The following is a 20,658-nucleotide window of genomic DNA, read 5'->3' on the forward strand; positions in this document are numbered from 1 at the left end:
AACCGTCCCCGGTACACCGTGGTCTTGGAGACCGAGGCCCTTCGATGAAGCAGCATGCGCCGAACCGTTCCGCAACCGGGACCGCGGCCCGGGCAGTGCGGGCGAGCCTCCAGATCGCACTCACGCTCGATACGGCCCCCCAAGTTCCGACATCTCCGATCGAGCGCGTCGTGGACGGGTTGAACGATGAGCAGCGCCGCGCGGTGGCGTGGGATAGCGGCCCCCTGCTGATCATCGCCGGGGCCGGTACCGGGAAGACCGCCGTGATCACCCGTCGGATCGCCTACCTGATCACCAGCAAGCGCGCACGCCCGTCGGAGATCCTCGCGCTGACGTTCACGGACAAGGCCGCCGCCGAGATGGAAGAGCGCGTCGACGTACTCGTCCCCTACGGCTATACGGACATCTGGATCTCCACCTTCCACGCGTTCGGAGAACGCGTGCTCCGGGACAACGCCCTGGTGCTGGGGCTGCCCCCCGACTTCCGGGTCTTGGACCGCGCCGAGCAGGTGCTGTTCTTGCGGGAAAATCTCTTCGAGCTTCCGCTGCGGATCTACCGGCCTCTGGGGGATCCCACGCGGCACCTCCAGGCGCTGGTCTCGCTGTTCAGCCGGGCCAAGGACGAGGCCGTCTCGCCGTCCGACTACCTCCAGTACGCGGAGGCGGTGGCGGCGCAGGCCACCCAGAATCCCGGCGACGAGGAGATGCAGCGAGAGGCGGACCGGCAGATGGAGCTGGCCCAAGCCTACGCCGCGTACCAGAGGCTGCTGGGGGAGCGCGGCCTGGTGGACTTCGGCGACCTGATCACCCTGACGCTTCGGCTGTTCCGAGACCATCCGGCCGCGCTGCGACCCTACCAGGAGCGCTTCCGCTACATCCTGGTCGATGAGTTCCAGGACACCAACCACGCGCAGTTCGAGATCGTCAAGCTCCTGGCCGCCCGCCATCGGAACGTCACCGTGGTCGGCGACGATGACCAGGCCATCTACAAGTGGCGGGGAGCAGCCATCAGCAACATCCTGGACTTCGCGCGCACCTACCCCGACGCCCACAAGATCGTCCTGCTGCGCAACTACCGCAGCGGTCAGGCCATCCTCGACGCGGCCTACCGGCTGATCCGCCACAACGACCCCGACCGGCTGGAAGTACGCGAGGACGTCGACAAGCGCCTGATCGCCGATCGGCCACAGGGGCCTTTGCCCGAACACCTGCACTTCGACACGCTCAGCACGGAGGCCGACGCGGTCGCCGCCCGAATCGCAGACCGCGTGGAAGCGGGCGAATGGCATTACCGCGACGTGGCGATCCTCGTCCGTGCCAACAACGACGCCGAGCCCTTCCTGCGGGCGCTGAACATGCGGGGGATTCCGTTCCAGTTCAGCGGCAGCCGTGGGTTGTACGACCGCGAGGAGATCCGGCTGGTGCTCGCCTTCCTCCGCGTGCTCGCCGACCCGCAGGACAGCCTCAGCCTGTACTACCTGGGCACGTCGCCTTTGTACGCCGTCGGCGCCACGGACATGGCGCGCTGCCTGGCGACCGCCCGGCAGAAGAACCGATCGCTGGAGTGGGTCTTCCGCAACTTGGATGCGCAAGACCTCAGCGCCGAGGTGTCCCCCGAAAGCCGCGCCGCCATCGAGAAGATGCTGGCAGACCTGGAAGCGATGCGCGAGCGTAGCGCCGCACACCCGACGGGCCGCGTACTCTACGAATACCTGGTCGAGCGGACGGGCTACGTCAAGCGCCTCGCGTCCTCGGGGAACCCCAACGACGAGATGCGCGTACGCAACCTGGCGCGCTTGTTTGACATCGTCGCCCGCACCGCACCCCTGCTGCGCTACGACCGGGCCGTGGAGTTCCTGCGCCACATCGACGAGCGGATCCAGGCCGGCGACGACCCGGCGGTGGCGGAAGCCGATCCGGATGCCGACGCCGTGCAGGTGCTGACCGTCCACAAGGCCAAGGGACTGGAGTTCCCTGTAGTGTTCGTCGTTTCGTGTGTGGACCGCCGCTTCCCCCTGGGACGGCGCGCAGATCCCATCGAGTTGCCGGACACACTCATCCGGGATGTCCTGCCCGAGGGCGACCACCACCTCCAGGAGGAGCGGAGGTTGTTCTACGTGGCGATGACGCGCGCCCGGCGTGAGCTGTACCTCACCAGCGCCCGCGACTACGGGGGGCTGCGACCCCGCAAGGTCAGCCGCTTCGTGCTCGAAGCCTTGGATGTCCCCGCGGGGTCACAGCAGCCCTTCCGGGCATCGGCGGCCGAGCAGATCCATCGGCACGCACCGCCGGCCGGTGAGCCGCTGGCGCTGGAGGGCATCGTGCCATCGGACGGTGTCGTCAGCGTCTCCTTCCGGCAGCTGGACGACTACCAGACGTGTCCGCTGAAGTTCAAGTACGCGCACATTCTGCGCGTCCCCGTGACCCGCGATCACCGCGTGGCCTACGGCTTCGCGATCCACGAGGCGGTCCGGGAGTACAACCGGCGGCGCGCGCGCCGTCAGGCGATCACGCTCGACGAGCTGATCGCCTACTTCGAGAAGGTGTGGGTGAACGAGGGTTTCATCAGCCGCGAGCACGAAGAGCGCCGAATGGCCGAGGGTCGCGCGGTTCTGGCGGCCTTCTACGAGCACCAGGCGTCGGCGGGCACCGTCCCGACGATGGTTGAGGCCCCGTTCTCGTTCGTCCGGGGCAACACCCGTGTGCGCGGGCGCTGGGACCGGGTCGACGTCCGCGACGGCGAGGTGTGCGTCGTGGACTTCAAGACCTCGGACGTCCGAGAGCCGGATCGGGCCGACGAGCGCGTCCGGGACAGCCTGCAGCTGCGTCTGTACGCGATGGCCTACAACGAGGTCTACGGAAAGCTGCCCGACCGTCTGGAGATGCACTTTTTGGGGCCGGGCGGCGTCGTCGTTGGGTCGCTGGCTCCGGAGCCCTCATGGGTCGCCGATGCTGCGGACGCGATCGATCGGGTGGCCGACGGTATCCGGCGCGGCGACTTCGTCGCCACGCCCGACTGGTTCCGGGCCTGCCGACACTGCGCGTTCTCGGCGATCTGTCCGTACACGGCAAAGGGGGATTGAACGACGTGGTCGGCGATCGTGAGCCGGGGTCCACTGGGCCAGCAGCCACATCCGGGCGACCGCACGCGGTCCGAGCGGTGTTGTTGGACGCGGGGCACACGATCATCGAAGGGAGGCCCTCGTGGTTCGACGTGTGGGAGGAGGCGCTCGGGGCTTTCGACGTGACGCTGGATCGCGAGGCGTTGCAGAAGGCCTATGCGCGCGCCAGCGACGCACTCAGCCACATCCCCCCCGAGCAGTTCACCCCCGAGACGTGGCGGCAGTTCCTGCGCGAGATGGTGGCGAACCTCGAGATCCCCGGCCACGAGGATGCGATCGCCGACCGCATGCACCGGATCCTGGCCGAGGTGCGACCCCAGTACAGGGCCTACGAGGAAGTCCCCGAAGTCCTCGAGCGCCTGCGCAGGCGGGGACTGCGTCTTGCGGTGGTGTCGAACTGGGAACTGGATCTCCCGGAGGTCCTTGCCCGCGCAGGTCTGGACGGTCGGTTCGACGCCGTGGTCGCGTCCGCGGCGGTCGGCGCCGCCAAGCCCGACCCGCGCATCTTCCACATCGCCCTGGACCGGGTGGGCGTCGCGCCGTCAGCAGCGGTGCACGTGGGTGACTCGTACGAAGCCGACGTGCAAGGTGCCCGGGCGGCCGGGGTGCATCCGGTTCTGCTGGATCGGGATCGTCTGTACCATGACGTGGACTGTGATCTGATCCGCAACCTGCGTGAACTGCCGGCCGTGTTGGACCGGCTGGAGGCACGGTGAACCGCCCACCCGGTGGCGCGCCGATGCCGGCGCCGCCCGCCATGCCGGGGCCGATGCGCCTTCTGCACGTGGCCGACGTGCACCTCGGAGCTCCGCTCAGGGTACTGGGCGACCGCGGTGCCGAGCAGCGGGAGCAGATCCGGCGCACCTTCGCACGCTGTGTCGACCTGGCGCTCGAGCAGGGATGCCAGGTCGTGCTGATCGCTGGGGACCTGTTCGATTGCCCGCACCCGCCGCGTGCCCTCGTGGAGTTTGCCGGGGAGCAGCTCCGGAGGCTGCTGGCCGCGGGTATCCGGGTCTTCGCGACCTGGGGGAACCACGACGGGGGAACCGACAGTGTCTGGGTCCATCCGCAGTTTCGCGAGCGCATCGCCGGCGTGACGGTGTTTGGCGAGGAGCTACAGACGGTGGTCCTGGAGGATCTGGACCTCAGCGTCACCGGCTGCTCGCCGCGGCCGGGGGCCGGGCGCAGTCCGCTCGCCGACTGGGAACCCCGACGGGTGACGACGTTCGCGGTCGGGATGGCCCACGGGAGTGCGTACCGAGGCGGCCAGTCCGAGCGGCCCGACGCGATCCGACCGGAACAGATCCGTTTGCTCGGACTGGACTACCTGGCCCTGGGGGACTGGCACTCGGCACAGGAGGTGCACCCGCCCCCGCAGGCGGCGTGGTACGCGGGCGCCCCAGAACTCCTGAACATCGACCAGCCGGGCAGCGGCCACGTGCTGCTGGTGACCCTCCATCGGCCCGGTGCGGCAACCGTGGAGCCGGTCCGGGTCGGGCGGCGCATCCTGCGCCGGGAGTCCGCCGATGCTGCCGATGTGAACGAGGAGGCGTTGCGGACCCTGCTCGAAGAGTGGGCGGATCCAGACACGGTGCTGGACCTGCGGATCCGGGGTCTGCGTCCGGTGGACCACACCCTTCCGGTGGATGCCCTGGAACGGGAGTTCGCGGACCGGTTCTTCCGGCTGCGCATCGCCGACGTCTCGCATCCGCGGCTGGACCCCGAAGAGCTCGACCGCTTCGAGGCGACGACCGTGCTGGGGGAGTTCGTCCGCCGCATGGGCCAGCAGATCGAGCAGGCACCCCCCGAGCGGCGTGCGCTGTTGGAAGAGGCACTTCAGATCGGTGTGGCGGCCCTACAGGGCAAGGAGGTGGGGCCGTGATCCTGCGGGCCCTGCGTCTGAGGAACTTCCGGCGCCACGGCGACGCGGACTACGAGTTCACCCGCGGGCTGAACGTCGTCGTCGGCCCCAACGAGGCCGGCAAGTCCGCGATCCGCGACGCGATCCGCGTGGCCTTGTTCGAGAACGCCGAGACCCGGTCGGAATCTCTGCGCGACAGTCTCCGCAGTTGGGGGCAGACGGACGAGGCGGTCGTAGAACTCGACTTCGAAGTGCCAGAAGGGGCGTTCCGGGTCATAAAGGACTTCGGCGGCAGGCGTGTGGCCCTAATGGGCGACCGGGGGAGGTGGGAGAAGAACAAGGTGGTCCAAGAGGCGATCGGACGGGCCCTCGGGCTGGAGCGCAAGGACGTGTTCGAAGCCACGGCACACGTCGGGCAGGCCGACCTGGCGCGGCTGGAGCAGGAGGGAGGGGACATCGCCTCGCAGCTGAGCCGGATCATCAGCGGCGCCGACGAGGACGCCGCCAGGGCGATCCAGCGGCTCCGGGCGGTTCTCAACGAACTGGAGCGCGGCGAATCCCGTCAGGCGGCCAACCCCGGCAGGATCGCCAGAGTGCGCCGGCGGGTCCAAGAACTCACCGCCGAGCGCGAACGCATCGAGCGGGAACTGCGCGAGGCTCAGCGCGCCCGGGAGCAACGGGACGCTGGGCACGCGCGCCTGCGGGAGATCGCCGACGCCCTGGCAGACCGCACGGCCCTGTTGGACCTCAACCGACGCATCCAACACAGTGTGGAGCAGGCGGACCGCATCCGGGCACGGATGCAGGAGATCCAGGCGAAGCTCGACCACGTGGGGGCGCTGCGGGAAGCCCTCGACCGGGCACGCGAGGGCTTGGTCTCGGTACCGCAGGTCGATCCCGCTGAACTCGGACGCCTTCGTTCCCTGCTCCGCGACGCCGAATCGCTCGAGCGGCAGGCGGCAAGCTTCGACATTCAGGAGACGCCCGGACCTGTCCCCGCACCGCGACCGTGGCTGTGGTGGATCGCCGCGGCGGCGGTCGCCGGAGCGCTGTTGACCGCGCAGACCTGGAAGTGGTTGGCAATCGCGCTGGGCGGTGTGGGCCTCGGCGCGGGGTGGTTCGCCTGGCATGCCCACCGTGCGCGCGACCGGGCAGTCCGCGCACGAGAGGCTTTCGAGCGGATTCGTGAGGATCGCGCCCTGCGTGCCGAGCGGCTGCGCGCCGAGGCCGCGCGCGCCCGCGCCCAGGTGCGGGACGTGATGCGCTCGCTGGGCGTGGACAGCCTGGAGCGGCTCGAGGAAGCCGCAGCGCAACGCGCGGAACGGGAGCGCGAAGTGAGGTCGCTGTCCGAAAGGATCGCCGACGCGCTGCGCGGCCAAGACGAAGATGGCCTGCGGGAAGAACGACAGCGCCTTGCCGCCGACCTCGCTGCCCACCAAGCCTTCCTGGACAGCGACGAGGCCCGACACAAGGGATTGGGCGCCCTGGAGGTACAGAAGATCCAGCGCGAGCAGGAGGCGCTTTTGACCGAGCAGCGCGACGTGCAGCGCACCGTGGACATGCTCGAAGGCCAGCTGACCAGGGCACCGGACGAGGAGGACCTGCTGCGGGTCGACGAGGCGCTGGCGGTCGCCCACGACACTCTGAGCCGGTTGGAGCGGCGGCGGGAAGCGCTGCGCGTGGCCCTGGAGGTCCTCGAACAGGCCAAGGCCGCGGTCGAGGTCCCTGCGCGCCGCGCTGTGGAGCAGCGGGCCGGCGCGTTCCTGGAGTCCCTGACCGGGGGGCGGTACGGGAGGTTGCGGGTTCCCGAGGGATCCATGCAGATCGAGGTCTGGTCACCCGACGCCGGCCGTTGGGTGCGCCCCGCCGAACCCGACCTGAGCCGCGGCACCGCGGACCTGGTGTACCTGGCCGCGCGCGTCGCGCTCGTCGACGTGCTGGCGGGCGGAGCGCGGCCACCCTTGCTGTTCGACGATCCGTTCGTCACCTTCGACCCCGAGCGCCAGACCCGCGCCATCGCCTGGTTGCGGGAGTTGAGCCGCGACCGCCAGATCCTCTTGTTCACCTGCAACGACGCGTACGCCGCACACGCCGATCACGTCATCCGCCTGGGCGGTCGGCCGACGCCATCGCCCGCGTCCGACCCAGCCCAGCCGCGTGGAGAGTTCCCCGTCCAGTCGCGGCTGTTCTGACCGGAGTGCCGGCATCGGCGGTCTGCTGGCCGGTGTTGTTACACTGGTCACGAGGGCTGCACGCAAACCGGGAGGCTGTTATGAGTGACGGAGTCGGCACGGAGACCAAGTATCGGACCGAGCGTGACTCTCTAGGGGAGATGGAAGTACCGGCGGATGCGCTGTACGGCGCCAGCACGCAGCGCGCGGTCCTGAACTTCCCAATCAGTGGCATCCGATTTCCGCGCGTGTTCTTGCGGGCGCTCGGCCTGATCAAGCGGTACGCGGCCGAGGTCAACGCGGAACTCGGTCTGCTGGACCGCACGGTGGCCGACGCGATCGTCCAGGCCGCGCAGGAAGTCGCCGACGGTGCGTGGGACGACCACTTCCCGCTCGACATCTACCAGACCGGGTCGGGCACATCGACCAACACGAACGCCAACGAGGTGATCGCCAACCGCGCCATCGAGATTCTCGGTGGCGAGCGAGGCAGCAAGAGAGTGCACCCCAACGACCACGTCAACCTGGGGCAGTCCAGCAACGACGTCATCCCGACCGCGATCCACCTCAGCGCTCTGCTGTCGATCCGCGAACAGTTGCGGCCGGCGCTGCAACGGCTGGCCGAAGCCCTGCGCGGGAAGGCCGAAGAGTTCATGCCCATCGTCAAGACCGGGCGCACGCACCTCATGGACGCCACACCGATCCGGCTCGGTCAGGAGTTTGCCGGATATGCCGGCCACGTGGAGTCGGCGCTCCGCCACCTCGAACACGCCGAGCAGGCCCTCTGCGAGGTTCCATTGGGGGGAACCGCCGTGGGGACCGGCACGAACCGTCACCCGGAGTTCGCCGAGCGAGTGTGCGCCAGACTCCAGGTCGCCACCGGCATCCCCGTACGGGAGGCGTCCAACCACTTCCAGGCTCAGGCCTGTTTGGACGCGGTCGTGCTGACCAGCGGCGTGCTGCGGACGTATGCGACCGCTCTGATGAAGGTCGCCAACGACATCCGCTGGATGGGGTCGGGGCCGCACGCAGGTCTGGCCGAGCTTGAACTGCCCGCCGTCCAGCCTGGATCGTCAATCATGCCGGGCAAAGTGAATCCGGTGATCGCGGAGTCGGTGATCCAGGTGTGCGCCCAGGTGCAGGGCAACGATCTCGTCGTCGCATTGGGCAACCAGTGGGGGAACTTCGAGCTGAACACGATGATGCCGGTGATGGCGCACAACCTGCTGCAGTCGATCTCACTGCTCGCGGCCGCCTCCGCAAACTTCGCGCGGCAGTGCGTCGAAGGGCTGCGGGCGACGCCGCGCGGGCCCGAGACCGTGGAGCGCGGATTGATGCTCGCCACGGCTCTGGCGCCGGTGATCGGCTACGACGCGGCGGCGGAGATCGCCAAGGAGGCGGCGCGTACCGGCCGTACCATCCGCGACATCGCGCGCGAACGGACGCAGCTGTCCGACGAAGACCTGGCGCGTATCCTGGATCCCTCGCGGATGACCGAACCGGGATTCACGACAGGCGGCGGAGGTTGAGCCCCACACGGGCGCGCCAACAGACTCGCTCACCTTCCGTAGCCCTGCGGCAGGCAGTACAGCATGGCATACACCGCCCACCCGCTGGCGGCGACGTACAGCCAGACCGGCAGCGTCTTGCGAGCGATGCGCCTGTGGCTTGCGTACTGTCCTGCCAGGGCACGCCGCAACGTGACGAGGACCATCGGCGCCAGCGCGGTCGCCAGGATCACGTGCGTGACCAGCGTCGCCAGGTAGACGCCGCGGAGCCATCCTTCCCCTGCAAAGGGCTTCGAACCCAGCAGCGCCCACCGGATGGCGTATACGACGAGGAACAGCGCGGCGAACACCGCAGCCGTGATCATCGCACGCCTGTGCGCCGTGACGCGGCGACGCCGGATGAAGGCGTATCCTGTGAGGACCGCTACGCCGCTGATGGCGATGAGTGCAGTGTTCAGCGCCGGCAGCCACTGTTCGAGTCGCATCAAATCCCCCGCGCGGTGAGTCCCACGACGATTGTAGCCCTCCAAAGCCCGCACCGCAGGTCCCGTGCTGCCCTGCGATGGTATAATGAAATCGATCCCATAGTCGAAATCCGACTCCCAGGCGGTTCGTCCGCGCCGGAACGCATCCGGCGCGGGGAGCTGTGCATTCTTCGCGGGAGGCTGTTCGCCGTGGAACGCTCGGTTGGCCACACGGACACGCTGGCGGTCGCGATCGTCTCGACGTATCCGCCCCGCGCCTGCGGGATCGCGACGTTCAGCCGCGATCTGGCCGCGGCGCTGCGGGCAGCGGGCGTGCGAACGCGGGTCGTGGGGATGAACGAGGAGGCCGCAGGCTACACGTACGAGCCCGAGGTGGCCTGGCAGATCCACGACAACGCACCCGAGGAGTACCGGGCGGTGGCCGACGCACTGAACCACAGCGACGTCGACGTCGTCAACCTCCAGCACGAGTTCGGGATCTTCGGGGGCGAGTGGGGCGAATACGTACTGGAACTCGTGGAACGCCTAGACCGGCCGCTCGTGACGACGCTGCACACCGTGCTGCCGAATCCACCGGCCCGGGCCCGCCGTATCGTCCGGGCGCTGTCGCGGCGTTCGTCGTGCGTGGTGGTCATGAGCCCCTCGGCCCTGTCCCTGATGGAGGAGCGGTACGGGGTGGCGCGCAACAGGCTCAGGGTGATCTGGCACGGGGTGCCCGAGATCGAGTGGGTCCCGCGCGAGCGGGCAAAGGAGCGTCTGGGGCTCGGCGGACGACAGGTGCTCTCCACCTTCGGACTCGTGAACGCGGGGAAGGGGATCGAGGACGTGCTCGATGCGCTCCCCTCTGTCGCGACCGCCTTCCCCGACGTCCTGTACCTGATTCTCGGGGAGACCCATCCCAACGTGCGGCGGCGCGAGGGGGAGAGCTACCGCAACATGCTCCTGGACAGGGTCCGGACACTGGGGTTAGGGGGCCACGTGCGGTTCGAGAACCGCTACATGGCGGACTCGGAGCTGATCGCATATCTGCAGGTGACCGACATCTACCTAACCCCGTACCACAACCCGGACCAGATTGTGAGCGGTACCCTCTCCTGGGCGTTGGCTGCGGGGTGCGCGATCGTCTCCACACCGTACCGATATGCGCAGGACGTGCTGGCGGACGATCGCGGCGTGCTGGTCCCGTTCCGGTCGCCTTCGGCGATCGCCTCGGCGGTGCGCAACCTGCTGGCGTCTGCGGAACGACGCCAGAGCATGGGGCAGCGGGCATACCGATTCGCCCGGCAGATGCTGTGGCCGTCGGTCGGCTCCCGGTATGCAGCACTGTTCGAAGAGGTCGCCGGCCGACGGGCGGTCGAGATGGCCGGCTGATCCGTCATGCGCACAGGCTCTGCGGTCCGCCCGGTGGTGTCCATCCGCCTAGACCACCTGCGCCGTCTGACGGACGACTTCGGCGTCATCCAGTTCGCGCGGGGTCGCGACCCGGATCCCGCCAGCGGATATGCCGCCGACGACGTCGCGCGCGCTCTGGTCGTCGCGGCGCGTCTGGGACAGGAGGATCTCGCTCGAATCTACCTCGCCTTCCTCGGACGTGCCCTCCGCGCCGACGGCTGGTTCCACAACCTGTGGTCCCCATTTCGCCGTCCGCTGCCCGCGGCACGCTCCGAGGACTGCCAGGGAAGGTGTCTGTGGGCGCTGGGGGAGGTGGTGGGATCCTCGCTGCCGCACGAGCTGCGCGAGCAGGCGGGCCGCCTCGTCGCCGCGGCCGCACCTACCTCCGCACAACTGCACGGCGTTCGCGGGAGAGCCAACGCGTTGCTCGGCCTGGCGGTCGCGGGGCTTCCGGAGATCGTCAACAGCCTTGCGGACGCGCTGCACCGCCAGCTGGACCGGGCGCCCGATGCCTGGCCGTGGCCGGAACCCGTGCTGACGTACGAACTGGCGCGCGTGCCCCACGGGCTGATCAGGAGCGCCGACAGGGTTCCGGCCGGAGCTCTTGTGCTCGCCACCGCGCTGCGGACCCTGGACTTCTTGATCGATGTGATGATTGAAGACGGCGTGGTCTGGCCGGTGGGCAACCGGGGCTGGTATCCGCGCGGCGGGACCAAGGCACGATGGGACCAGCAACCTGTGGACCCCGGCGCGCTGGCGGAGGCGTGCGCGGAGGCGTACAGGGCGACCGGGCTGGAGCGGTACCGCGAGGTGGCGAGGCTGGCGGTGCAGTGGTTCGAAGGTCGGAATGCCTGCCGGGTCCCGCTCGTCGACGAGGACGGCGCCTGCCGGGACGGCCTGAGTCCGCACGGCGTCAGCGAGAATCGGGGCGCGGAGTCCTGCCTGGCCTATCTGCTCGCGGCACTCACCGCTGCATCCCTCGTCTAGAGAGCGGAGCGACCCGTGCGCGTGGCGATGCTTGCACCCATCGCGTGGCGGGTCCCCCCGCGCCACTACGGCGGCTGGGAACAGGCAGTCTCGGTCCTCACGGAAGGGTTGGTGGCCGCGGGCGTAGACGTCACGCTGTTCGCTTCCGGGGATTCGATCAGCTCCGCGCGCGTGCACAGCATCGTACCGCGGCCGCTGCAGGAGGATCCCGATCTCGGACGGTTGTCCCGGGCGTACGAGATCCTGCACGCGGTCTCGTGCCTGGAACATGCCGCCCGGTTCGACATCATCCACAACCACGCCGGATCCTTCGTGGTGTCCTACGCGCCCTTCGTGGCCGCGCCCCTGGTGACGACCCTGCACGGCTCAGGTGCGGAACCGGACAGCGCCGTCCTGTACCGGCACTTCCGTGCCCTGCCCTACATCGCCCTCAGCAGTGCCGAACGCCGCCTGATGGGGGAGCTGAACTGCGTCGCGACCATTCCCCACGGTGTCGACGTCGAGAAGTTTCCGTTCTCGGAGAGGGCAGGGGACTACCTCCTGTACGTCGGACGGGTCGCCAGGGTCAAGGGCGTGCACAACGCGATCGCCGTGGCGAAGGCGACCGGCGTTCCGCTGGTGATCGGAGGGATCGTACCGCCCGAAGAGCGCGACTACTTCGAGCTGGAGGTCGCCCCCCACATCGACGGACACACCGTCCGCTTCGTCGGCCCGGTGGACGCCGACCGGCGCAACCGCTACTGCCTGGGGGCGCTGGCGCTGCTACACCTTGTAGAGTACGAGGAGGCGTTCGGACTCACGATGATCGAAGCGATGGCCTGCGGACTCCCCGTGATCGGCACCGCGCGCGGATCCGTACCGGAGGTCGTGGCGCACGGACGGACCGGTTTCGTGGTGGGCGACCTGGCCGAGGCAACCGAAGCGGTCCGGCGGGCGGCTGGGATCTCTCGCGCTGCGTGCAGGGAGTGGGTGGCCCGGCGCTTCAGCGCGTCGAAGATGGTCCAGCGACACCTCCGCGCCTACCGCCGGATCGTCGAACGGTGGCGCGCGGGGTCTAGCGGGCGCCGTCCTGCCGGGCAAGCAAGGTGGCGTCGCGTGCCCAGGCCAGCATCCGATCCCGAGGCACCGACGCCACGCCGATGACGCTGTCAGCGGCGCCGTAGTAGGCCATGATGCGCCCGCCGTAGTCGACCGCGCCGCACGAGAAGACGACGTTCGGTACGAGGCCTTCCCGTTCGTAGGGCTCTTCGGGTTCCAGGATCGGATTGTCCGAGCGCGCCACGACCCGGCGCGGGTCGTGGAGGTCGAGCAGCGCCAAACCCAACCGGTAGACGCGGTGGTCGTCGACCCCATGGTAGATCAACAGCCAACCATAGGGCGTGAACAGGGGAGGGCCCGCCACCCCGACCCGGTTGCCATCCCATTGCCCCGGTCGAACCCGGATCAGCGGACCGTAGTTATGCCAGTGGTGGAGGTCGGACGACACCCCGAGGTGGATGTCCGGGAACAGACGGTGCAGCAGGAGGTAGCGGCCCCGAATCTTGCGCGGGAACAGGGCGCCGTTCTTGTTGTCCCAGTTGCGGAACGCCAGCCCGCACCGCCGGAAGTTGCGGAAGTCACGGGTCCGGGCGATGGCGATGCGGGTACGCCAGGGTACTCCCTCGTCGGAGAACGCCGAGGGGCGCCTGTACTGTCGGGGCTTGAGCGCCGGGTACAGGGAGGCGGCGGTGTAGCACAGGTAGTAGACGTCGCCGATGCGGGAGACCCGGGGGTCTTCGACCCCCAGACGCTCCCACGTGTTGTCGATCGCGGGTTCGAACACCGGTCGGGGGCTCCGATGGGCGACGGTGACCCCGTCCTCTTCCAGGACGGCCAGCCCCAGCCGCGAGATCCAGTCCACACCCTGGGCCCGGTACAGCAGGTGGACGCGTCCGCGGTACACCGCGGCGGCCGTGTTGTAGACCCACCGGGACTCCCACCACCTGTCGGTGGGCTGGAGGATCGGGTTGCCCCGGTACCTCTCCAGGCGCGGGGCGGAGAGGGTCGCGGGTTGGTGCCGCTCGGCGACTTGTGTGGTGGTGCTCGTCACGATCGCTCGCCCTCCGTACCCAGCCCAACAGCATACCATCCCGGGCAAGACGCTCGAAGAGGCGATACTGAGCCCGTCGGGGCGGCGTTGCCTGAACTACGCATAATGTATCTTATGTAAACTCAGGCTCACCGACCTGGAAGGTCGGGCCGACGCTGGCCGATCAGGCATGCTGAAGGCGCGCACGGTGCCCGATGAGACCTGCCGACGACACCAACCCGACGGGACGGCCTCCGGAGTCTGCCGCGCCGGCTGAGGCGCCCCGTTATGCGGTGGGGATGTTCGGCCTCACCTTGATCAGTCAGGCGTTCGGAACCTACCTGCTCTTCTACTACGTCGACGTCCTCGGTTTGCCGGCCGGGCTGGCGGCCATGGCGCGCATCGCCTACACCGCCTGGGACGTGTTCAACGACCCGCTCACGGGATATCTGTCGGACCGGACCCGTAGCCGATGGGGCCGACGGCGCCCGTGGCTGGTCGTCGGCCTACCGTTCTACTTGCTGTTCTTCCTGATGGCCTTCTGGGTGCCCGGCGGGCTGCGTGAGGAGGTGCTGTTCTGGTATCTGCTAACTGTGGTACTGCTGTTCGAGGGTGCGGCAACCGCGGTATGGACGAACTTCTCGGCCCTGTTTCCCGAGATCTTTCGCGGACTGCGGTCACGTGCGCGCGCGGCGGCGTGGAAGCACGGTGCGCAGATCGCGGGGCTCATCGCGGGGGTAGCGCTCACGCCGCTGGCGTACGACACGCTGGGGTTCGGCGGAATGGCGCTAGTGTATGCGTTGGTGGGGGCGGTGACGATGGGACCCGTCTTCGCGACCACCCCGGAGGACCGCCTGGCCACCGATCCCCGGCCGCTCGGGTTGCTGGCGGCGCTACGGCACACACTGGGCAATCGCCCGTTCTGGCTGTTCCTCGCGGCCCAGGGCCTGGTCCAGGCCGCATTCGGCGTGATGGTGGCCGGCATGGCCTTCTACGCCAGGTACACCCTCGCGTTGGATGCGCGGGAGACGTCGGCGCTGTTCACTGCGGTGTTCGCGGTCGCCCTCGCTGCGGTGGTGCCCTGGAGCCGCGCGGCGGCCCGGCGCGGTGGCAAGACCGTCTGGGCATCCGGGATCGGCGCTGTGGCCCTCGCTGTTCTGCCGCTGGCCGCCGCGCGGGATCTGTGGACGGGCGTCGCGGCCGGAGCGGCCGTGGGGTTGGCGCTGGGCGGCGTGCTGGTCGGTAGCGAGGTCGTCCTGGCGTACATCATCGATCGGGACGCGCAGGCCACCGGACGGCGTCGCGAGGCGCTGCACTACAGCATCAACGGTCTGATCACCCGCCTGGCGATCACCAGCCAGGCACTGGCCTTCGCGCTGCTGACCCCTCTGTTCGGGTACGTGAGCGGCACCGATCCGGGTCCCGCCCCGGGTGCGGCCTTCCGCTTTTTCATGACCGTCCTTCCGTTTTGTGCACTCGCCGCCGCCTGGGCGGTCGCACGCCGCTTTCCGCACGCCGCCGACGATCGGATCTCGTGACGGGAGCCCACGCCTTTGGCTGTGCGCGAGACGCGGGACTCAGGGGAACAGCCGCTCTCCGGTCTCCGCGTCCTCGACGAGGATGGCCATCGTGGGACAACCTTCGGCGGCTTCCAGGATCTTGTCCGGGCCATCGCCGGCTGTGTCCAGCACCGACGACTGGCCGGCCTCGTTGAGCGTGAAGACGGCCGGGGCGATCCGCACGCAGATCGCCGAACCCACGCAGCGGTCGTAGTCGATGCGGATGCGCAGCCGGCGCTCCACCGCTACCACTCCACGTGCAGCGCCGACAGCGCCCGCGAGACGAGCGTGGGATGGTACTCCAGGTCCTCGCTGGCAAGCCGCATCCGGGGGAACCGCTCCGCCAGCGCGGCAAAGGCCTCCTGCCCTTCGACCCGCGCCAAGGGGGCGCCCAAGCAGACGTGAATGCCGTGCCCGAATGCTACGTGCGGGTTGGGGCTGCGTGTGATGTCAACCCGATCGGGGTCCGGATACCTGGCGGGATCGCGGTTGGCCGAAGCCAGCACCAACAGCATGCGGTCCCCCGAGCGCATCGTCTTTCCGCCCATCTCCACGTCGACCTTGGCCCAGCGGAACGTGGCCTTGACGGGCCCATCGTATCGCAGCAGCTCCTCGGTCGCCGACCGGCTGAGCGAAGCATCGCGCCGCAGCAGTTCCCACTGATCGCGGTTGCGCAGCAGTGCCAGCAGGCCGTTGGCCAGCAGGTTCGTGGTGGTCTCGTGGCCGGCAAACAGCAACACGGTGCACGTGGCCAGCAGTTCCTCCTCCGATAGCAGATCGCCCCTCTCCTCGGCCTGCACGAGAGCGGAGATCAGGTCGTCGCGCGGATTGCGGCGCCGGTCGTGGATGAGTGGCTGGAAGTACTCGAGCAGATGGATCAGACCACGCTGCGATCGGTCTCGCCGGTGTGGGTCGTCGGCCCGGATGAAGAAGATGCGGGACGTCTCGTCCGACCACTCCTTCACCGCTTCGCGGTCCTCCGGCGGGACGCCCATGTATTCGGAGATCACGATGACGGGCAGGTGGAAGGCGAAGTCTCGGATGAACTCCATCTGCCCCCTGCCTTCGACTGCGTCCAGGAGTTCGTGGACGATCTGCCGCGTGCGGGGTCTCAGCCGCTCCACGCTGGTGGGTGTGAACGCCTTGTTCACGAGCATCCGGACACGTGTATGGTAGGGAGGGTCGGTGAACACGAGCCACTTGGAGAAGTACTGAATGAGGACGTGCAGACGCTCGCGGTCGTATTCGGACAGCTCCCGCACGAAGTGGGCCATCCGATCCGACGAAAGCCGTTCGGGATCGCGGAACGCCCGCACGACGTCGTCATATCGGGTGACCAGCCACCCGCCCCACCGCTCGTTCCAATGCACGGGGTCGTGCTCGCGCAGCCACGCAAAGTACGTGTACGGATCGGCCACCACGTCCGGCGCGAGCAGGTCGTCCTGGACGATCATCTCCCTCTCCCCCATTCGACGTGGGCCGCGCACTGGCCACCCCCGACCATTGTACATCCCGCGGGGCCGCGCAACGCCGTCTGCGCCGAGATCGGCAGCGTCAACAGGCAGACGAGCGGGATCGTGCGCAGCGTCAACGACGGGCCGGGCTTGCGAGATCCATGGCTGCACGGCTCGGGGTCGATGCGGCCGCCGCCCCGGATCGGGCAATCGCGACGGCCAGCCGCACCACCGGGTCCAGCAGTTCCGGCCGGACCTTGTCGGCGGTGTCCTGGGGCGTGTGGTAGTTCGGGTCGTCGGGACGGTGCAGGAAGGCGACCGGTATGCCGGCGCGCTCGAACGCCACGTGGTCGCTGGCACCCATGCGGCGTTGCTCGATCCGGATGCCCATTGCCCGCGCCGCTTCCAAGCCCGCCTCCACCAGCCTCGGGTCGCCGCCGCCGTTTCCGATCAGCAGTCGCTCGCCCACGCCGACCATGTCCAGGTTGATCATGCCGACCACACCGCGGATCCGGTCGCCGTTCGCGTAGGCGAACGAGCCGAACAGCCCGAGTTCTTCGGCGCCGAAGGCGACGAACTCCGGCGCAACCCGCGGGGGCTGCTGGCGCAGAAGCCGCGCAGCCTCGAGCATCGCCCCTACCCCCGAGGCGTTGTCGTTGGCGCCGGGGCTGCCCTCGACGGAATCCATGTGTCCTCCGATGACCAGCCGGCGCTCCCCGGGACCGGCCACGCTCCCGATGACGTTCCACGACGGTCGCTGCTCGTTGATCGTGTCCACCAGCAGCGTCGCGGTGACGGGCCCCGCCCGGACCATACCCAGCAACCGCTGCCCTTCCTCCTGCGAGATCATCACCGCAGGAATGCTCGTCACGCGCCCCAGCGTGCCGACCACCAGCCCCGGCTGGTGGTTGTACACGATGACCGCGACCGCCCCCGCCCGGGACGCGTTGTCGACCTTCTCGAAGAACGTGATGTCGCCTCGCTCGACCAGAACGATCCTGCCGCGTACGTCCGTGCCGGCGAAGTCGCTCGGCAGGCCACGTCCGGCGGCTACGACCTGCGCGCGGATCGGGCCAGGGGTCGACGGCGAGTAGAACAGGGCCCGCGCGTCCAGACGCAGCGGTTGCGGCCCACTGAGTTCGAGAGCGACCTGTCGGGTTTCGAAATACGGAAACGGAAAAGAGACCACCTCGGCATGGTAACCGTAGGCGCGCAGCTGTGAGGCGATGTACTCGGCTCCGCGGCGCTCGGTCAGCGTTCCGGCCACCCGCGGTCCCATCCCCGCCAGCACGCGTACGTGCTCGTACGCCCGGTCGCCCGCGCTGGCCGGCCCACCATGCGCAACCGGCAGCGCCGACGCCGCCACGAAAACCACTATCCACAGCAGCGCACTCCGTCGCACGGAGACGACCTCCACGTAACCATGATCCCGGGATGGTGCAAGCCTCACGCAGAATCGTCGCCGGAGAATTTGTCGGATCCGTGAAGGGTGCGACGGCCGATGTCGGTGCAAATCAGCGCGGTGCCAGGTTCTCTCGCTGCCCCCGACCCGCCGGCGATGCCTCCAGCGACGCAAAGGCGTCCCGCAGGACGCGGTAGGTGTCTTCGATGTGCTGCGGAATCACCTTGACGTCGGCGAGGACCGGCATAAAATTGGTGTCTCCGGCCCACCGCGGTACGACGTGGACGTGCAGGTGGTCCTCGATGCCCGCGCCGGCGGCGCGGCCCAGGTTCAGGCCGATGTTGAAAGCCTCGGCGCCCAAACCGGCTCGCAGTGCGGCCACGCTCCTGCACACCGCGTCCCACAGGCCCAGCGTCTCCGGGTCCGTCAGCGCGTTCAGGTTTGCCGTGTGCCGATGCGGGACCGCCATCAGATGCCCACTGCTGTACGGATAACGGTTGAGCATCACGAAGACCCGCTCACCCCGCCACACCACCAGGCTCTCCGCATCGGCGTCGGAGTCGCGCGCGGCGCAAAAGATGCACTCAGCAGCCGGCGGCGACTTGATGTAGGCGAGGCGCCAGGGCGCCCACAGCTGTCTCACCGCGCCCGCAGCCCCAGTCGGACCAGCGCTTCGGCCGCCGCCGCCTGTTCGGCTTCCTTCTTGCTGCGGCCGCGGCCCTCTCCCAGGAGGCGCCCGTTGACTTCGACGGTCGCGCGGAACGCCTTTGCGTGATCTGGGCCTTCCGTCGAGGTGATGCGGTAGCGCGGCAGTCTGCGTTCCGTCTGCTGCACGAACTCCTGCAACCGGCTCTTGTAGTCCCCGTGGGGTTCGTCGAGGTCCTGCATCAGATCTCGGTACCAGCCGCTGACGACCGCGTGCGCCACGCCGAACCCCGCGTCCAGGTAGATCGCGCCCACCACAGCCTCCAGCACGTCGGCCAGCATGGACGTGCGTTCGCGGCCCCCGCCCCGCTCTTCGCCGCGACCCAGCCGGACATAAGACCCCAGATCGAGCGAACGGGCGATGTTCGCCAGTGTGGGCTCGTTGACCAGGCGCGCGCGCAGACGTGCCAAGTCGCCCTCGGGACGGTCGGGGAACCGACGGTACAAGTGGTCGCTCACCACGAGGTTGAGCACCGCATCACCCAGAAACTCCATCCGCTCGTAGCTGTCGCCGCGGCCCGTCCTGCCCTCGTGCGCGTAAGACCCGTGGGTGAGCGCCAGGTTGAGCAGACCGAGGTCGCGGAAGCGGACCCCGAGTCGATCGCACAGCGTGCGCAACTGCTCGGCGCGTTGTCTTTCCAGTTCCTCCGCCGACGCCGGGACGACGCGTGTCTCAGCCATCTTTGAGAGCGCGCACAGCCAGGGTGGTGTTGTGACCGCCGAATCCGAACGCGTTGGAGAGGGCCACCCGGACCCGTGCGCTGCGTGCCTTGTTGGGCACGTAGTCGAGGTCACATTCCGGATCGGGCTTCTCGTAGTTGATCGTCGGAGGCAGCCGGCCGTGGTGGATGGCCAGCGCGCACGCGATGAGTTCCACGCCGCCGGCCGCCCCCAGCAGGTGCCCGGTCATCGACTTCGTCGAGCTCACCGCCAGGCGGTACGCGTGATCCCCGAAGACGCGCTTGATGGCCATCGTCTCGAACTTGTCGTTGTAGGGCGTGCTGGTGCCGTGGGCGTTGATGTAGTCTACGTCCTCGGGGCGGAGCCCGGCGTCCTGCAGACAGGCGCGCATCGCCCGCGCCGCGCCGTCGCCCTCGGGGTCGGGCATCGTGATGTGGTAGGCGTCGGCACTCATGCCGTAACCGACGATTTCGCAGTAGATCGGAGCACCGCGCTGCCTGGCCTGTTCCAGCTCCTCGAGGATCACCACCCCTGCCCCCTCGCCCATGACGAACCCGTCGCGGTCCGCGTCGAAGGGACGCACCGCCCGGTGCGGCTCGTCGTTTCGCTCGGACATCGCCTTCATCGAGCAGAACCCGGCGATGGACAGGGCCGTGATCGCCGCCTCCGTACCGCCGGCGATCATCGCGTCGGCGTCACCGCGCTGGATGATTTTGAACGCGTCGCCGATCGCGTTGCCGCCAGTGGCGCAGGCCGTGACGACGGCGCTGTTCGGACCGCGTGCGCCCGTGAGGATGCTGACCATGCCCGCGGCCATGTTCAAGATCAGCATCGGGATGAAAAAGGGGCTCACCCGATCCGGACCCCGCTCCAGCAGTGTCCGGTGCTGTTGCTCCCAGGTGTTCGCCCCGCCGATCCCCGATCCGATGACGACCCCGACCCGATCGGCGTTGTGCGGCGTGATCGAAAACCGTGCATCCTCCAGCGCCATCCGGGTCGCCGCGACGGCGAACTGCACGAATCGGTCGTTCCGCTTGACTTCCTTGCGGTCCAGATACGCCAGAGGGTCGAAGTCGACGACCTCGGCGGCGATCCGCGTCGGAAACGGGCTGGGATCAAACGACTGGATCGTACGGACGCCGCTGCGGCCTTCCATGAGGGCGTCCCAGAACCGGTCCTTGCCGGTGCCGATGGGTGTTACGACACCCACCCCGGTGATCACGACCCGCCGCTGTCGCATCGTTCGGGTGTTTCGCGCGTGCC

The 20,658-nt window shown here is 68.7% G+C and carries 17 protein-coding genes; 9 read left to right on the forward strand and 8 right to left on the reverse strand.

Annotated elements, in window-relative coordinates:
• Nucleotides 1–44 precede the first annotated feature (44 nt).
• The 5 genes from QN163_07860 (at nt 45) to QN163_07880 (ending at nt 8,683) form a co-directional block, all read left to right on the forward strand.
• Entirely contained in the window at nt 45–3,083 is a 3,039-nt protein-coding gene (locus QN163_07860; GenBank protein MDR5683924.1) for an ATP-dependent DNA helicase, read from the forward strand.
• A 77-nt stretch (nt 3,084–3,160) separates the two neighbouring features.
• Nucleotides 3,161–3,838 carry an HAD-IA family hydrolase gene (locus tag QN163_07865; protein ID MDR5683925.1) on the forward strand — a complete coding sequence of 226 codons (678 nt, stop codon included), beginning with the start codon at nt 3,161–3,163 and terminating at the stop codon, nt 3,836–3,838.
• Nucleotides 3,835–5,004, forward strand: a complete 1,170-nt coding sequence (locus tag QN163_07870) for a DNA repair exonuclease (protein ID MDR5683926.1) — start codon at nt 3,835–3,837, stop codon at nt 5,002–5,004. Before QN163_07865 ends, QN163_07870 begins: the two co-directional genes overlap by 4 nt.
• Nucleotides 5,001–7,175: an AAA family ATPase gene (locus tag QN163_07875; protein ID MDR5683927.1), complete on the forward strand. Its 2,175-nt coding sequence runs from the start codon at nt 5,001–5,003 to the stop codon at nt 7,173–7,175. Before QN163_07870 ends, QN163_07875 begins: the two co-directional genes overlap by 4 nt.
• Nucleotides 7,176–7,255: 80 nt before the next feature.
• Nucleotides 7,256–8,683 carry a class II fumarate hydratase gene (locus tag QN163_07880; protein ID MDR5683928.1) on the forward strand — a complete coding sequence of 476 codons (1,428 nt, stop codon included), beginning with the start codon at nt 7,256–7,258 and terminating at the stop codon, nt 8,681–8,683.
• Between the two features lie 29 nt (nt 8,684–8,712).
• Here the strand turns inward: QN163_07880 and QN163_07885 are convergent, their stop codons facing one another.
• Nucleotides 8,713–9,147 (reverse strand): DUF420 domain-containing protein, encoded by a 435-nt coding sequence (locus QN163_07885; protein ID MDR5683929.1) that lies wholly within the window; start codon nt 9,145–9,147, stop codon nt 8,713–8,715.
• 189 nt (nt 9,148–9,336) lie between these two features.
• Here QN163_07885 and QN163_07890 point away from each other — a divergent pair, with 189 nt between their 5' ends.
• Genes QN163_07890 through QN163_07900 form a run of 3 tightly spaced genes read left to right on the forward strand, consistent with a single transcriptional unit; the run spans nt 9,337 to nt 12,669 of the window.
• Nucleotides 9,337–10,518: a glycosyltransferase family 4 protein gene (locus QN163_07890; protein MDR5683930.1), complete on the forward strand. Its 1,182-nt coding sequence runs from the start codon at nt 9,337–9,339 to the stop codon at nt 10,516–10,518.
• 6 nt (nt 10,519–10,524) lie between these two features.
• Nucleotides 10,525–11,526, forward strand: coding sequence for a glycosyl transferase (locus QN163_07895; GenBank protein ID MDR5683931.1), 1,002 nt, complete (start codon nt 10,525–10,527; stop codon nt 11,524–11,526).
• Between the two features lie 15 nt (nt 11,527–11,541).
• The gene (locus tag QN163_07900) at nt 11,542–12,669 is read left to right on the forward strand and encodes a glycosyltransferase family 4 protein (GenBank protein ID MDR5683932.1); all 1,128 of its coding nucleotides are present in this window, start codon (nt 11,542–11,544) and stop codon (nt 12,667–12,669) included.
• Here the strand turns inward: QN163_07900 and QN163_07905 are convergent.
• Nucleotides 12,581–13,615, reverse strand: a complete 1,035-nt coding sequence (locus tag QN163_07905; GenBank protein ID MDR5683933.1) for a glycosidase — start codon at nt 13,613–13,615, stop codon at nt 12,581–12,583. The genes QN163_07900 and QN163_07905 overlap by 89 nt on opposite strands.
• A gap of 278 nt (nt 13,616–13,893) precedes the next feature.
• Between QN163_07905 and QN163_07910 the strand changes: the two genes are divergently transcribed.
• Nucleotides 13,894–15,132, forward strand: coding sequence for an MFS transporter (locus QN163_07910; GenBank protein MDR5683934.1), 1,239 nt, complete (start codon nt 13,894–13,896; stop codon nt 15,130–15,132).
• Nucleotides 15,133–15,171: 39 nt separating this feature from the next.
• Here QN163_07910 and QN163_07915 read toward each other — a convergent pair whose 3' ends face one another.
• The 6 genes from QN163_07915 to fabF all read right to left on the reverse strand — a co-directional run bounded on the left by QN163_07915 (nt 15,172) and on the right by fabF (nt 20,635).
• On the reverse strand, nt 15,172–15,396 hold the full coding sequence (locus QN163_07915) for a ferredoxin (protein ID MDR5683935.1): 225 nt from the start codon (nt 15,394–15,396) through the stop codon (nt 15,172–15,174).
• A 2-nt stretch (nt 15,397–15,398) separates the two neighbouring features.
• Nucleotides 15,399–16,607, reverse strand: coding sequence for a cytochrome P450 (locus QN163_07920; protein MDR5683936.1), 1,209 nt, complete (start codon nt 16,605–16,607; stop codon nt 15,399–15,401).
• A 133-nt stretch (nt 16,608–16,740) separates the two neighbouring features.
• Nucleotides 16,741–18,009, reverse strand: coding sequence for a M28 family peptidase (locus QN163_07925; protein MDR5683937.1), 1,269 nt, complete (start codon nt 18,007–18,009; stop codon nt 16,741–16,743).
• Between the two features lie 112 nt (nt 18,010–18,121).
• Nucleotides 18,122–18,652, reverse strand: coding sequence for an HIT domain-containing protein (locus QN163_07930; GenBank protein ID MDR5683938.1), 531 nt, complete (start codon nt 18,650–18,652; stop codon nt 18,122–18,124).
• Complete coding sequence (gene rnc, locus QN163_07935) at nt 18,649–19,395, reverse strand: ribonuclease III (protein MDR5683939.1); 747 nt, start codon at nt 19,393–19,395, stop codon at nt 18,649–18,651. Before rnc ends, QN163_07930 begins: the two co-directional genes overlap by 4 nt.
• Nucleotides 19,388–20,635 (reverse strand): beta-ketoacyl-ACP synthase II, encoded by a 1,248-nt coding sequence (gene fabF / locus QN163_07940; protein MDR5683940.1) that lies wholly within the window; start codon nt 20,633–20,635, stop codon nt 19,388–19,390. Before fabF ends, rnc begins: the two co-directional genes overlap by 8 nt.
• Between the last annotated feature and the right edge of the window lie 23 nt (nt 20,636–20,658).

Source organism: Armatimonadota bacterium, from assembly GCA_031432545.1.
Classification (GTDB): Bacteria; Sysuimicrobiota; Sysuimicrobiia; order Sysuimicrobiales; family Sysuimicrobiaceae; genus Caldifonticola; species Caldifonticola tengchongensis.

What these genes read in the sequence shown, in the direction of transcription:
- QN163_07860 (MDR5683924.1), top strand. Translation starts at nt 45, where the DNA reads ATGAAGCAGCATGCGCCGAACCGTTCCGCAACCGGGACCGCGGCCCGG.
- QN163_07880 (MDR5683928.1), top strand. Translation starts at nt 7,256, where the DNA reads ATGAGTGACGGAGTCGGCACGGAGACCAAGTATCGGACCGAGCGTGAC.
- QN163_07885 (MDR5683929.1), bottom strand. Translation starts at nt 9,147, where the DNA reads ATGCGACTCGAACAGTGGCTGCCGGCGCTGAACACTGCACTCATCGCC.
- QN163_07895 (MDR5683931.1), top strand. Translation starts at nt 10,525, where the DNA reads ATGCGCACAGGCTCTGCGGTCCGCCCGGTGGTGTCCATCCGCCTAGAC.
- QN163_07910 (MDR5683934.1), top strand. Translation starts at nt 13,894, where the DNA reads ATGTTCGGCCTCACCTTGATCAGTCAGGCGTTCGGAACCTACCTGCTC.
- QN163_07920 (MDR5683936.1), bottom strand. Translation starts at nt 16,607, where the DNA reads ATGATCGTCCAGGACGACCTGCTCGCGCCGGACGTGGTGGCCGATCCG.
- rnc (MDR5683939.1), bottom strand. Translation starts at nt 19,395, where the DNA reads ATGGCTGAGACACGCGTCGTCCCGGCGTCGGCGGAGGAACTGGAAAGA.
- fabF (MDR5683940.1), bottom strand. Translation starts at nt 20,635, where the DNA reads ATGCGACAGCGGCGGGTCGTGATCACCGGGGTGGGTGTCGTAACACCC.